Raw genomic sequence first — 15,053 nt, 5'->3', positions numbered from 1 at the left:
TTTGTAGTATGATATTTTAAAATAAACGAAACATAAAAACGTTACTATATTAAGATATCATTCTGATGGAAAGATATAATGGTTGTAGAAAAGCTCGAGAGCCATTTTTAAATTTATCTGAAGTCAATTTTTTAAACAACATAGTATTTATTTTTTAGTAGAAACCATTTTTTTTATTGGTAACTACTTAAGTAATGACAACAGAGAAGCAAAATTTATTGTGACAATCGACTACACAATTCGTTACGTATTTTTTTATGATGAAATGAACGATGAACTATGAATAGGAATCTGACTAAATTACTAATTACATTAGCTGGTTTGTTAATGTTTATGAGTTGCGAGAAACCGACAGCTTTTATGGAAAGTTCGGAAGTACCAACTGATATCAATATTACAGGGTTATCATACTCTGAGATCTTAAACGCAAGAGCTTATAGCGAAATTACTACTGATGTGCCTACAGTGAATTCTAAAGGAATTCCTTGTGAATTTGAAATTTTGAGTGTTAGATCTGCAGATAGTCTACTAGATGATTCTTACTTAGAGAAAGTATCTATTGCAAGTGCAAGGTTAGATACTGCTAAAGTAGTAGTAGATATAGTAGATACAGAGGTTGAAAAAGTGGATAAAGATGGTAACGTTGTTCTTGATGATGAAGGTAACAAAGTTTACGTACAAGACACAACATTCTATTATACTCCAGTAATTGACCCTAATAAAGCGGGTCAAATTTATATAGAAGATGGTAACATGTTTAGCGAAGGTGATTATTATTTTACACTTCGTTTAAAACCTGCAACCGATGGCGATAACTCATCTAATACAAAAGTGTTTGAAGATGCATTTCATTTAAATGTAATGCCATTATTGCCTACAAAAGTAAGTTATGCTCCAGTTCAGCAAAACTTAGTAATTGGAGCGGGTTCAGAAACAACTGCACCAAGCATTACTTTTAGTAAGCCAGTACCTAGTTATGATGTTCGTTTTGAATTGAATGGTTTACAAGATACTTTAATGATTGATTCTTTAACAGGAGCAATTTCAGTAGATCCTAAATTTACAATTACTAAAAACGAAGCATTCTCGCCAAGTATTAAAGTAATTAGTAACATTACAGAAGAAGATGTAGACTTTCAACTTAATAACGAAGAGCTATTGATTGTTGTTTCTGAAGAAGCAATTGAATTAAATGTTGGGCCGTTAGTACCAACTGCATTAATTTACTTCCCATTTGCTCAAAATTTAGTATTAGGAGATGTAAATTCAGTAACAACAGCTCCAGATATTGGACAAGGTAATAAAAATGTATCTTTCTCTTTAGGTTCTGATTTTGAGAAATTTGTAATTGATGGAAAGACAGGACAATTAGGAATTCGTCCAAGTTATACATCTACATTAGAAGTAGAAGAAGTAGCACCAATAATTGTTGTTACAAGTGATATTTCTTACGAAAGCAAACAATACGAAGGTGTTCTGAATGTATTTATTTCTCAAGTACCTTATGAAATTCCAAGAACAACAATTAATTTCTTCTACCCTACATTAATAGGAAGAGATGGATTTAGTTTACTAAAAACTAATACAGGAGGTGTTGGTACTGGATTACTATGGAAAGAAAAAACAAATCATTTACCTCCTGCAGATTTGATTACAGAAAGACCTGAAGATCTTACAACAACAGCTGTATACATTCATAATGTAATTTACGGACCAGCAAGATCGCCAGAGCATGAAACATTAATGGTAATTGATGCACAGAATTTATCTCAATACAGTAAAGGTTGGGAATTATCAGCAATATTCTGGATGAAAAATGACAATACACTTTATCAAGCTGACGGTTCGAAAGCTGCAGACATAGAAATTCTTGTTACAGATAACTATGATTGGGCCAATACAGAATGGACAATGGTAAATGATTTGGTTAAATTCAAAATAGCTGGAGAAGGAGATGAATATACTGGAACGCCATATCCAGGAAATCAGCTAGGTGCAGATCCTGATGGTAAGAAAGATTCTTCGAGAAATACGTATCAACAATGGATAAGATATGAATTAGATTTAGGTCCATATAAAGACCAAACTAAATTTACTTTAGCATTTAGATATAAAACATATTACACAGGTGATTTCACAGAAGGTATAGATGGAACTACAGCTAATTTTGCGAATAGTTCTGGTAAATTTGTCTTCTCTGATATCAATTACGTAGCTGTAGAAGAAGTAAAATAAACTATTAAAAATAATTAGTTATTTAAGAGATTTCATATATCGTTAAACGATAGTATATAAAAATATACACAAGCTGTTTAATTCGTGTTGGATGGTAACTTTTACCAATCGAACATTCAAAGGGGCAAAACTAGAGCCTTTGCCCCTTATTTTTTCAACTTACGGTTTAACTATATAATCTCTTTAAAATAAGCTGATAACAATATAAATTAGATACAAATGAAAAATTTTATAATTGGAATTTTTGCCCTTTTGTTTCTTCCATTCTATGCACAAGCTCAGTTTGTAGTATCGGGTGTAGTAAGTGATGAGTCAGGAGAAACACTACCTGGGGTAAACATCGTAATCAAAGGAACCAACTCTGGTACGATGACGAATATCTCTGGTGAGTTTAAATTAACAAATGTAATCGGAACGGATGTTTTAGAAGTTTCATTCATTGGTTTTGAAACACAAACAATACCTGTAAAAGACCGTTCTAAAATTAATGTAACTTTAGTTGCAGATGTTAACGAACTTGATGAAGTTTTAGTAATTGGTTACGGTACAAGTAAGAAAAAAGATATTACTGGTTCGGTTGCAACTGTAAGTTCTGAAGATCTAGTAGCTTCTCCAACTGCAAACTATGATGAAGCATTAATGGGTAGAGTTGCAGGTGTGCATGTATCTGCTTCGGAAGGTGCTCCTGGTGCTCCAATGAATATTGTAATTCGTGGTGGTAACTCAATTACAGGTAGTAACCAACCTTTATATGTTGTAGATGGTATTCCTTTAGATGATTTTGATCCAGCAACAATTAACACAGAAGATATTCAAGAATTTAACGTGTTAAAAGATGCTTCTGCAACGTCTATTTATGGTTCAAGAGGTGCAAATGGTGTAATTGTAATTACTACTAAAGATGGTGGTAATAATAACGGTACAACAACAGTTACAGTTAGTGCTGCGTATGGTATGCAATCTATTCCAAAGTACTTAGAAGTAATGAGTCCGTATGAATATGTAAAATACCAAGAAAGTCAGGCTTGGGCATCTTCTAGATGGGATTTAAATGAAGATTCTAAAGATAAATTAGGAAAGTTCTATGAAAAATGGGTAGACCCAGAATTATACAGAGATATAGATGGTAATGATTGGCAGGATCAAATTTTCCAAGAAGCACCTATTCAAAGATATAATGTATCAGTAAACGGAGGGAATAAGAAAACAAACATCTATTACTCAGGTAACTATACAGATCAAGAAGGTACATTAATTACATCAGGATTTACAAAGTTGATTAACAACTTAAGAATTAAGCATACAATCTCTAAGAAAGCTACTTTTAATGCTGGTATTATGCATTCTTACTCAGTTAGAAGAGGTCCAGATTTAAGAGAAAATAATTATTCTAGTATTATTAGAGATGCAGTTCGTTTTCGTCCTGTAGACCCTGTTTTAGATGATGGTTTAGAGCCAGGTGGTTATGACCCAACAGATCCTAACCAACAAGTAATGTACCCTCCTGTACCTAACTTAGAAAATACAGAGAGAAAGAATAAGCAAAATGCAATTAGAGGTAATATGAGATTTGTATATAAATTCCATAAAAACCTAACATTAAATTTAGCGGCAAACTACCAAGCTCAGTTGAATAACGAAACGTTATTTTATGGTGAAGACACAAGACAAGGTCAAAACTCTCCATTAGGTATCCAAGCAAGTCAGACACAGTCTCTTCGTCAGACACTTGCTTCATCAAATACTTTAACGTACCATAAAAAATCAAAAAACCATGAATTCTCTGTAATGGGTGGTATTGAAGGTTCTTACCAAGATTATTCTTTCTCAAGTTTACAGAATGGTAACTTACCTGTAGATGAATTTGGAATGGCAAATATTGGCATTGGTACTACAGCAACTTTAGCACAATCTAATTGGACAGGTAATACTTTGTTATCTTACTTTGGTAGAGCAACTTATGCTTTCAAAGACAAGTATTTATTAACTGCAAACTTTAGAGCAGATGGTTCTTCTAAATTTGCAGATGGTAACAAATGGGGTTATTTCCCTTCATTATCAGGTGCATGGAGAGCAGGTGATGAGCCTTTCTTAAAAAATATCGAAGTGCTTTCTACACTTAAATTTAGAGGTGGTTGGGGTATTACTGGTAATAACAGAATTGCTGATTTTGCTGCATTCAACCAAATTAATATCTCAAAATGGTCTGGATATAACTGGGGAGTTACAGAATCGTATCAGCCGGGTGCTATTCAATCTAACTTAGCAGTTCCAGATTTAAGATGGGAGACAACAGAACAAGTTAACTTTGGTTTAGATTTATCTTTCTTTAATCAAAGGTTAGAAACTACAGTAGATGTATACCAAAAGAATACTACAGACCTGCTTCTAAATGCTAACATGGCACCTAGTACTGGTTTTAGAAATGTATTCCAAAATGTTGGTGAAGTAGAAAACAAAGGTTTAGAAATTTCTTTATCTACAGTAAATATCCACAAGAAATCATTTAAATGGACAACGAATTTTAACATCTCATTCCAACAAAATAGAGTTGTGAAATTGAACCAAGGTAATGATGCAATCTACTCTAGAGCAAGATTTGACGAAGATAACTATATCACGCAAGTGGGTAACTCTGTAGGTATGATGTACGGTTTAGAGTTTGAAAGAATTTATCAAGTAGGAGACTTTAACTGGAACAATGAAACACAAACGTATGAGTTGAAAGATGGTGTTGCTGATAATGGTTCTGCAGATGTTGCTCCTGGTGGAGTGAAATTTATTGACCAAAATGGTGACGGTACAATCAATGAATTGGATAGAAAAATTATAGGTAATCCTCATCCAGATCACTTTGGCGGTATTACGAACAACTTTAGTTATAAAGGTTTTAATTTCTCTTTCTTATTCCAATGGTCTCATGGATTTGATGTAATGAACGGTAATGCTGTAGAAATGCACAAACCTTGGGGTTCTCAATCATTCAATGGTTTCTCTACTGTAGCAGATCACTGGACTCCATACAATACAGATACTAATATTAATGCATCTACATATGCTGGTTCTTTAGGTGCTGCTCGTGTAGGTAATCAGATTGACAATAGATTTATTGAGGATGGTTCTTATATCAGATTAAAAACAGTAACATTTGGTTATTCTTTACCTAAAAAGGTATTAAAGAGAATGAAAATGAAAGGTTTAAACTTCTCAGTATCTGGTCAAAACCTATTCACTTGGACAAGCTACTCTGGATTTGATCCTGAAGTTAGTGTATCTGGTAATGGTGTAACACCAAACTTAGATTACTCTGCTTATCCACAAAGTAGAACAATCTTAGGTAGCATTAAATTAACGCTATAATTAGAATTGACTAATTCTTATTTGAATAATTTCAATTACATAATTTTAGACAACAATGAATAAAAAATATATAACAAAACTAGGTGTTGCAGTAAGCATATTCTTAGGTCTTGGTACATCTTGTTCGAGTTTCCTAAATGTAGAACCAGAATCTACTTGGACAACTGATAACTTCTATAATACAGACTCAAAAGTTGATTTAGGTTTAGCAGGTATTTTCTCTAAATTCTCTTCTAATAATGCTTACGGGAGTATGTTATCTATGGAGATGCAATACGGAACAGATGAAGGTTATTACAGTAGAGGATGGGATGAAAACTGGTCAGTATCTTTATACAGCCATGTTTCTAACTCAGAACATGTAGAAAAATCTTGGGAACAACTTTATGGAGCAGTGAATGAGTGTAATCAAATGATTGCTCGTTTAGATAAGGATGCTTTTGAACCTGAAGATTACAATAAGTATATTGCAGAAGCACGTTTTTTAAGAGCATTTGCTTACCAATTGTTAGCAAGCTGGTGGAATGAAGTTCCAATTAGAACAACACCAACTGTAGATCAATCTTCTAATAATGTTCCTGCAGGAGAATTAATAGATGTATATGCTTTAATTGAATCAGATTTTAAATTTGCAATCGAGCATTTGCCACACGCACAAGATGGAGATTATGTGCCAGGTCGTCCAAATAGAATGGCCGCAGAAGGTATGCTTTCTAGAGCTTATCTAAAAATGGCAGGAGAGCCAATGATGGCAACTCAATATTATGACAGTGCAGTAGTACATTTAGGTAACATTATCTATAAAGATGGATGGCATGCTTTAAATACTACGCCAGATACATTAGGGTATAGAGCTACTTTCTTAGAGTACATTGGTGGTGATAAATATGATTTACAAGAGTCGTTATTTGAAATCACTTATAAGAATAACCTTGATTTAGGTATTGCTACAATGGGTGCTATTGGTAACTATAATGGTTTAGCATTTGAATTAAACGATGGAAATAATCATCCAACGTCTCAAAAAGCAGTTGCTGTATCTCCAGTTTTCTCTATAATTTATGATAGTGAAGACAGAAGAAGAGATTGGAACATACCAGGTATTCAAATGAATAAATCGGGTAAAATTGTCTATGTCACAAATATTTTTGCACCACAATATACTCCTGGTAAATTTAGAAGATGGGAGCCTGTAAATGAAAGTGATATTAGTAATGGTTCAGAAATAGACGAATATGTTTTATTGACAAACGAAACAACTTTGTCTCGTAATCAATCTCCTATCAACTTCCCAATTTTACGTTACTCAGATGTATTATTGATGTATGCAGAGGCCTCTAATAGAGTAAACCATGGACCTACATCTCAGGCTATTGAGTGTTTAAACCAAGTGAGAAATCGTGCAGGTTTAGATAATATTGAAGTAGATAATCCAACAGTAATTTCAGGTGAAGAGGCATTCTTTACTGAATTAATGGACGAACGTTTACGTGAGTTATGTTTTGAAGGAATTCGTAAGCACGACTTAATTAGATGGGGTAAATTGGGCGAGAGATTACAATACTTAGAAACAGTTATGTTGAGCCACCCAGATTATAACCCTAGTTTTTGGGCAAATGATGGTTACTTCAGAATCTTTAAAAACTATAATCCAGATAAGCACTTGTCATTACCATATCCTTTACAGGAGGTTAATATCAACACTTCGCTTAGTCAAAAATCAGGCTGGTAAATAGAATTTTTAAAATGCAATTCACAATTAATTTCTAGTTGTGGATTGCATTTTCTTTTTTTACTAACTAACTCATAATTTTTTTCTTAAACAGATTTCAGGCTCACAATAAAAAGTTATATTATGAAAAAGTACCTACTTTTATCTTTGTGCTTCGTTAGTATTGGACTAACGAATTTTTCGTTTGCACAAAAAAATAAAAAACCTAACCTATTAATAATTCATACAGACGAACATAACTTAAGAACATTAGGCTGTTACCGCAAAACTTTATCAGATGAACAAGCGTTCATGTGGGGTAAAGAAACAATTGTTGAAACACCTAATTTAGATAAAATTGCAGAGGGTGGTGTACTCTGCGAAAATTGGTATGCAACATCTCCTGTTTGTACACCATCAAGAGCATCCATGATGACGGGACTTTATCCTGTAGCAACAGGTTCACCAATAAACGATATGCCTCTAAATGATGATGTTATCACTTTCGGTCAGATATTAAAGGACAATGGATATGCTACATCTTATGTTGGAAAATGGCATTTAGATGGAGAGGATAAACCTGGTTTTGAACCTGCTAGGAAGTTTGGATTTGATCATAATAGATACATGATGAACAGAGGACATTGGAAAATTCTAAAAGAAGAAAAAGAAGGAGTAGTTGTAGATCAGGTAGTAAAAAAGAACGGTAATTTAGTTTTTGATCAAGAGAAAGCAAACGAAAAATCTTTTACAACAGATTTTCTAGTAGATAGAGCATTAAAAATTCTGGAACAAGATAAAGATAAGCCCTTCTGTTTAATGTTATCAATTCCAGATCCTCATGGACCAAATCACGTACGTGCTCCATATAACACAATGTATGATCATTTAACTTTTGAAGAGCCTAGAACAGCTTATAAAGAAGGTGATGAATCTCCATTATGGGTAAGTAGAAAAAAGAAAAATTCTGTAAAAGCTATTAATCAGAATGCTATGAGACAATATTATGGAATGGTAAAATGTGTAGATGATAACGTTGGGCGTATACTTAGCTTCTTAAAAGAAAACAATTTAGAAGAAAATACAATAGTAGTCTTTACTTCAGACCATGGTGATTTACTTGGAGAACATGGAAAACAAAATAAAGGCTTGCCTTATGAGACCTCTGCACGTGTTGCTTTTATGCTTAGATACCCTAAGAAAGTGAAGAGTGGTAAACAGATTAATAAAGCATTTACAATGGCAGATTTTACACCTACTATTTTGGGTTTAATGGATGTTGACCATTCAGAATATAAGTTTCATGGTATAGATGCTTCTGTAGATTTTAAAAGTAAGAAAAAACGTATTGAAGAAGATAGAATTGTGTACATCACTAATGCAAGAAGTAAGTGGGTAGCAGCAGTAGATAACAGATATAAACTTGTTGTTTCTCCAAATGATAAGCCTTGGTTATTCGATTTACAAGAGGATCCAGATGAATTAATTAATTTTTATACTGATCCTGCTTATCAAAAGATAGCACAGAGACTGCATAAAGAACTTTTTGTACAGATGGAAAAATACAACGAACCTGCACTAAAAAAGCACAATTTATTGAATTAAACCCTGTTTTTATCATAATAGGGTAGGATTTCAAAAGAGCACTATTCTACACCTTTGGTCTCTTTTGTGTTAACTCTCTAAGTAAAGTAGCATATTACTTATTATATGTGTCAGCATTTTGCAGTTGGATTTTATCGTAATTTTTTTTAGTCAATATTGTGCTTAACAAATTTATCTACTTGATGTGTTATTCATCTTTATATTTTTTAATGAAATGAGATATACTTACAACATACTACTAACTGTTTTTTTAACTGTAATCATTTTTTCAAATGGTTTCTGCCAAGAAAAATCAGAAAAAAGACCAAACATATTATTTATAGCTATTGATGATATGAATGATTGGACTGGTTTTTTAGGAGGGCATGAGCAAACAATTACGCCAAATATGGATAAATTGGCTGATCAAGGTGTAAACTTCACGAATGCACATTGTTCGGCTCCGGGTTGTTCTCCTAGTAGAAATTCACTTCTTTATGGAGTAGAACCATTTAATTCTGGATTGTATCCATTTTATGAGCACGATATTCATGCAACGTTAATGAAAGAGTATACCTCTCTACCTCGTTTATTAAAAGAGAATGGATATGAAACTTTTGGAGCAGGTAAAATTCATCATGGAAATTTAAGTGATAATAGAGAATGGACGCACTATGAAGAGACGAAAGGTGGTAAGCAAATTTATGTAGAGGGAGAAGGCTTCATGAAAAATAAAAAGATGTCTTTTAGACCTACTCATCATGCAGATGAAGATCATAAAGATTTTCAGGTTGCATCTTACGGTATAGATGTTTTAAATGAAAAACACGACAAACCATTTTTCTTAGCAGTAGGAATTGTAAAACCGCACTTACCTTTTGATGCTCCAAAAAGATTTTTTGATGCATTACCAGAAAACATTCAAGCACCTGCCATCTACGAAGAAGATTTAATGGATATTCCTAAAGAAGGTTTAGGAATGAGAAAAGCAGGGGACTATAATTTCTTTAAAAAAGAAGGAAAGTGGGAAGATGTAAGAAGGGCATATTTGGCATGTATTTCTTGGGCAGATTTTAATATTGGTAGAGTTTTAGAAGCTTTAGAAAATAGTGAATATGCAGACAATACAATTGTTGTACTTTGGTCAGATCATGGTTATCACTTAGGTGAGAAAATGTCTTTCAAAAAATTCACTTTGTGGGAAGAAGCAACAAAAGTTCCTTTTATTATTTATGATCCTAGAAAAGATAGTAAAGTTAAAGGTGGAGAAAAGTATGATGAAGCAGTGTCTCTAATCAATATTTATAAAACAATTGCAGATTTTGCTGCAGTAGAAACACCAAAATATGTAGATGGAGAAAGTTTAGTACCTGTTTTAAAACATCCAAATAAGATACTAAAACAACCTGCAATTACATCTTGGGGCAAAGGAAATTACGCCGTACGTACAGAAGATTATCGTTACATCAGATACTATGATGGAACAGAAGAACTTTATTTTCATACAGAAGATGATAACGAATGGTATAACCTAGCACAAAGTGAAGGGTACCAAGAGAAAAAGAAAGAATTGGCAAGCTATTTACCTCAAAATGAAGCTCCTTTAGTAAAAGATTATGTAACTCCATGGAGTGTAGAAGGAGAAGGAAAAGCAGAGTTTAGAGGTTTTGAGGTAAAGAAGAAAACAAAGAAGAAGAAAAAAGCATCAATGAAATAAAGGTGCATTCAAAAATATAAATTTTAAGAAAATGAAAACGAAAAATAAAATACTACTTCTAGTAGGCTTATTTTTAATCGCGCTCAATTCTAATGCTACAACGTATTATGTAAATGCTAAAACAGGTAGTAATAAACATAATGGTACAAGTAAAAAGAAAGCATTTAAAAGTTTAGGGAAAGTAAACCGTCTTAAATTAACTGCTGGTGATGTGGTACTACTTGCAAACGGACTTACTTATGAGGGTACATTAACACTAGAAAATGTAAACGGAGCGAAAAATAATTTTATTGAGATTGGAAGCTATTCTGATCCTTCAATGCCTTCTACAATCTTACCAGTAATTGATGCAAAAGGTTATAACAATGGTATTCTGATTAATAATAGTAGCTATGTAAGAATACATGATTTAACTATTACAGCAGATGCAGGAGGGGTATCAGAAAAGATTACTAAAAAATCTATGCGTTGTGGAGTATTAATAACAACTTCTAAATCTGGTACTTATTCTAATATTGAATTAGAAAACTTAACAGTAAAAGATGTATTCTTAATGAATAAAAACTTTGAAAGAGGTGCTAAAGAATCTTTTACTGCAAATGGCACACAAGGCTACGGATGGGGAATCCGTTTAATTAATGCTACCAGTGATGCTACAATTAAAGATGTAATTGTAAAAGGTTGCCACGTAACGAATGTGGCACATACAGGAATAAAATTTAATGGAAAGAAGCAGAATGTTCAGAATATTCTAGTAGAGAATAACACTGTTTACAAGACAGGTGGGCCAGGTATGCAATTTGGAGGTATTTTAAATGCACAAATAAGAAATAATATCATAAACTACTCAGGCGATAATGGAGATTCACGCAAATGGGGTAGAGGTAGTGGTTTATGGACTTGGGGTTGTACAAATTTTGTAATTGAACATAACGAATTTCGTAATGCTAAAGGTCCAGCTGATTCGGCAGGGTGTCATATAGATTTTAATTGTACTAACGTAATTGTTCAATACAATTTAAGCGAAAACAATGCAGGAGGTTTTTGCGAAATATTAGGCAATAACTTTAACTGTGCTTACCGTTACAATATTAGTATTAATGATGGCTATAGGATAAAAGAAAAAGGAGTTGCTTCTCAGGAAGGAAAAACGTTTTGGCTAAGTGGATTTAATGGTAAAGATAGAGAACGAAAAGGTCCTTACAACAGCTACTTCTATAATAATACAATCTATGTTAAAGATGATATTCAGGCTAAGGTAGCAGTAGATAGAGCATCAAAAGGTGTTTTTATAGCTAATAATATTTTTTATATAGAAGGCAAAAGCAAACAAGTTTTAGGAGATCAATACAAACCAGAAGTAGCAGGTCAATCTTTAATAGAAAATATTGTCTTTAAAAATAATCTTTTTTTAAGAAAGAACAATTGGCCAGATAAAGCACCTATAAAAGATGAAGCTCCTAGTTTTGGAGACCCTAAATTTAAAAATATTTCAGGCACTACGTTACAAGATTTTGTACCTCAGAATGAGCGCCTTGTAAAAGATAAGGGAATTGAAATAACAGCTATTCCTGGAGATAATAATGGATTATTTTTAGGTCTCGCAACAGAGAAAGATATATTAGGTAATCCTATAAAAGGAAAGCCAGATATGGGGGCAATCGAAATGAAATAGAAGCTTTATAGCTCAGTCACAAGCAACGATATAAGAATGTACAAGCAATTTTTTAATGTACTATTGTTATTAGCAATAAGTACTATGGGATTCTGTTCTACATACGAGAACGAAATTCCACTAGCACGTCAGTCTTTTAATGAAGATTGGACCTTTAAAAAGGGAGAAATTGGAACAGAAGCAAATAAGGATTTTGACGATAGCAGCTGGCGAAAATTAAATTTGCCACATGATTGGGCTATTGAAGGACCTTTTGACGAAAAGCATGATGCCAGAACTGGTGGATTGCCAATTTTTGGCACGGCTTGGTACCGAAAAAGTTTTACTATTTCTGAAAATCAAAAAGGGAATGTAATTAAAGTTGCTTTTGATGGAGTGATGAACAATGCCGAAGTGTATCTTAATGGAAAAAAAGTAGGAGCTCGTCCATTTGGCTACATCGGTTTTGAAGTAGATTTAACACCATATATTCAATATGGAAAAGAAAATGTACTGGCTGTTCGTGTTGCTCCTAAAGACTTATCTGCTAGATGGTACCCTGGTGCAGGAATATATAGAAATGTGTGGTTAGATATACAAAATCCTATACATGTAGCTCACTGGGGAACGTACATAACTACTCCTAAAGTAGAACTAAAAAGTGCTGTTGTGGCTATAGAAACAACTATAGAAAACCAATCACCGCAAAATGGAGACTACACTTTAAAGACTATTATTTTAAATAAAAATGGACAGCAAGTTGGTGTTTTAGCCTCTAAATTTGAGTCTAAAACAGGGAAGCCTTCTGTTATTAAACAAGAAATTAGCATCAGTGAACCAATCTTATGGGATACTGAGAATCCATATTTATACACTTCAAATTCAATTATCTTAAACAATAACCAAGTAATAGATTCGTACGCAACCACTTTTGGTGTGCGTACGATCGACTATTCACGTGATAAGGGTTTCTTATTAAACGGAAAACCCACAAAGTTTAAGGGAGTTTGTATGCATCATGATTTAGGTCCTTTAGGGGCAGCAGTAAATTATCGAGCAACTCAGCGTCAGTTAGAAATAATGAAAAGTATGGGTGTAAATGCCATCCGAACAAGCCATAATCCACCTTCGCCAGAACAATTAGAACTTTGCGACAAACTTGGAATTCTTGTTCAGGTAGAAGCCTTTGATGAATGGAAGGCACCAAAAGTAGAAAATGGTTACAACACTGTTTGGGACGAGTGGCACGAAAGGGACTTAAGAGATATGATTAAACGCGATCGTAATCACCCCTCTGTTGTAATGTGGAGTATTGGTAACGAAATTAAGGAGCAAAGACATGAAAACGGAGGAGAATTGGCAAAAGCACTTGTAGATATCTGTCATGATGAAGATCCTACTAGACCTGTTTCTGCTGGTTTAAGTATCTATCCTCATTTTGTAAAAAATGGATTAGCAGATGCCGTAGATATTATTGGTATGAATTACAAACCGACACAATACGACAACCTATTGGCAATGAACCCTAACTATATTGTTTATGGTTCAGAAACCTCATCTGTTGTAAGCTCTAGAGGTGTATATCATTTACCGTTAGAGAATTATGAAAAACATGATTCTTTCCAAATTACCAGTTATGATATTATTAGTCCACCTTGGGCATATCCTCCAGATTTCGAGACGTATGCGCAAGAAACAATGACACGTTCCTTAGGTGAATTTGTTTGGACTGGTTTTGATTATTTAGGAGAGCCTACCCCATTTAATGGAAGAGATAACGAAACAAATGGAAAATGGACAGGTGATTGGCCATCTAGAAGTTCTTATTTTGGAATTGTAGATTTATGTGGTTTTCCAAAAGACAGATTCTATTATTATCAAAGTAGATGGACTGAAAAACCAATGGTACATATTTTACCTCATTGGAATTGGAAAGGTACAGATCAGGAAGAAATTCCAGTATATTGTTATACAAACTGCGACGAAGCAGAGCTTTTCTTAAATGGAAAATCATTGGGAAAAAAAGTGATGGGTGTTGATAAAACCACTATTCCTGCTGATTTTAAATTTTGGAAGCGACCAGAAAAAACATGGGATTCTCCTTACCGTTTAAATTGGAATGTTGCTTACGAACCGGGTGAATTAAAAGTTGTTGCGTATAAAGATGGTAAAGTAGCCGCAGAGAAAGTGATTGTAACAGCTGGTGCACCTGCAAAATTAACTGTTGTTCCAGATAAACACGTGATTACAGCAGATGGAGCCGACCTCTCTTTTGTTACTGTTAGAGTAGAAGATAAAGACGGTAATTTCTGTCCTCTAGCAAGTAATTTAGTTACTTTTGAAGTAGACGGTGTAGGTACAATTGCTGGAGTTGGTAACGGAAATGCAGCAACAATAGAATCTTTTCAGGGTAATAACAGAAAAGCATTTAATGGTTTATGTATGTTGATTATTAAAAGCGTTAAAGGGCAAACTGGATATATAAAAATTAAAGCAAAATCTGAAGGATTAACTACAGCTACCCTTAAAATTAAAGCGACAAGAAAACTAAATATCTAATAAAAAATTGATTAGAGAATGATTACCTGTGTGTAAATTATTCAATTTATAGCACAAATTAGTTTTTATAGAAAATGTGCCTCAATAGCGAATATGGAAGATGAATATTACCATATTCGTTATTATTTTTACTAATGAAAAGTAAGTAGTAAAATCATTTTAAATGATAGCATGCTACAAAATTATAGGAATAAACAAATGAGCACATTACTCTAAAAAGGAGACATGTGATC

7 protein-coding genes are annotated in these 15,053 nt (G+C 33.4%); all 7 read left to right on the top strand.

What is annotated here, in order from left to right; genetic code table 11:
• The first annotated feature begins 279 nt into the window (after nt 1-279).
• The 7 genes from KM029_RS22215 (at nt 280) to galB (ending at nt 14,820) form a co-directional block, all read left to right on the top strand.
• Nucleotides 280-2,235, top strand: a complete 1,956-nt coding sequence (locus KM029_RS22215) for a hypothetical protein (RefSeq protein ID WP_144076002.1) — start codon at nt 280-282, stop codon at nt 2,233-2,235.
• 219 nt (nt 2,236-2,454) lie between these two features.
• A complete protein-coding gene (locus KM029_RS22210; protein ID WP_144076001.1) occupies nt 2,455-5,595 on the top strand; it encodes a SusC/RagA family TonB-linked outer membrane protein in 3,141 nt (1,046 codons plus the stop codon).
• A 55-nt stretch (nt 5,596-5,650) separates the two neighbouring features.
• Nucleotides 5,651-7,327, top strand: a complete 1,677-nt coding sequence (locus KM029_RS22205; RefSeq protein ID WP_144076000.1) for a RagB/SusD family nutrient uptake outer membrane protein — start codon at nt 5,651-5,653, stop codon at nt 7,325-7,327.
• 123 nt (nt 7,328-7,450) lie between these two features.
• Nucleotides 7,451-8,911 carry a sulfatase family protein gene (locus tag KM029_RS22200; RefSeq protein ID WP_144075999.1) on the top strand — a complete coding sequence of 487 codons (1,461 nt, stop codon included), beginning with the start codon at nt 7,451-7,453 and terminating at the stop codon, nt 8,909-8,911.
• Between the two features lie 214 nt (nt 8,912-9,125).
• A complete protein-coding gene (locus KM029_RS22195) occupies nt 9,126-10,607 on the top strand; it encodes a sulfatase (RefSeq protein WP_144075998.1) in 1,482 nt (493 codons plus the stop codon).
• Between the two features lie 31 nt (nt 10,608-10,638).
• Nucleotides 10,639-12,282 carry a right-handed parallel beta-helix repeat-containing protein gene (locus tag KM029_RS22190; protein ID WP_144075997.1) on the top strand — a complete coding sequence of 548 codons (1,644 nt, stop codon included), beginning with the start codon at nt 10,639-10,641 and terminating at the stop codon, nt 12,280-12,282.
• A gap of 36 nt (nt 12,283-12,318) precedes the next feature.
• Nucleotides 12,319-14,820 carry a beta-galactosidase GalB gene (galB, locus tag KM029_RS22185; protein ID WP_240050354.1) on the top strand — a complete coding sequence of 834 codons (2,502 nt, stop codon included), beginning with the start codon at nt 12,319-12,321 and terminating at the stop codon, nt 14,818-14,820.
• The last annotated feature ends 233 nt before the right edge of the window (nt 14,821-15,053 follow it).

The sequence above is a fragment of the Flammeovirga kamogawensis genome, from assembly GCF_018736065.1.
Classification (GTDB): domain Bacteria; phylum Bacteroidota; class Bacteroidia; order Cytophagales; family Flammeovirgaceae; genus Flammeovirga; species Flammeovirga kamogawensis.
The sequence above is the reverse complement of the archived record's forward strand: the minus strand, read 5'-3'. Positions and strand labels throughout refer to the sequence as shown.

Bases quoted from the DNA above. Each gene is read 5' to 3' on its own strand.
- KM029_RS22215 (WP_144076002.1), top strand. From the start codon at position 280: ATGAATAGGAATCTGACTAAATTACTAATTACATTAGCTGGTTTGTTA.
- KM029_RS22210 (WP_144076001.1), top strand. From the start codon at position 2,455: ATGAAAAATTTTATAATTGGAATTTTTGCCCTTTTGTTTCTTCCATTC.
- KM029_RS22205 (WP_144076000.1), top strand. From the start codon at position 5,651: ATGAATAAAAAATATATAACAAAACTAGGTGTTGCAGTAAGCATATTC.
- KM029_RS22200 (WP_144075999.1), top strand. From the start codon at position 7,451: ATGAAAAAGTACCTACTTTTATCTTTGTGCTTCGTTAGTATTGGACTA.
- KM029_RS22195 (WP_144075998.1), top strand. From the start codon at position 9,126: ATGAGATATACTTACAACATACTACTAACTGTTTTTTTAACTGTAATC.
- KM029_RS22190 (WP_144075997.1), top strand. From the start codon at position 10,639: ATGAAAACGAAAAATAAAATACTACTTCTAGTAGGCTTATTTTTAATC.
- galB (WP_240050354.1), top strand. From the start codon at position 12,319: ATGTACAAGCAATTTTTTAATGTACTATTGTTATTAGCAATAAGTACT.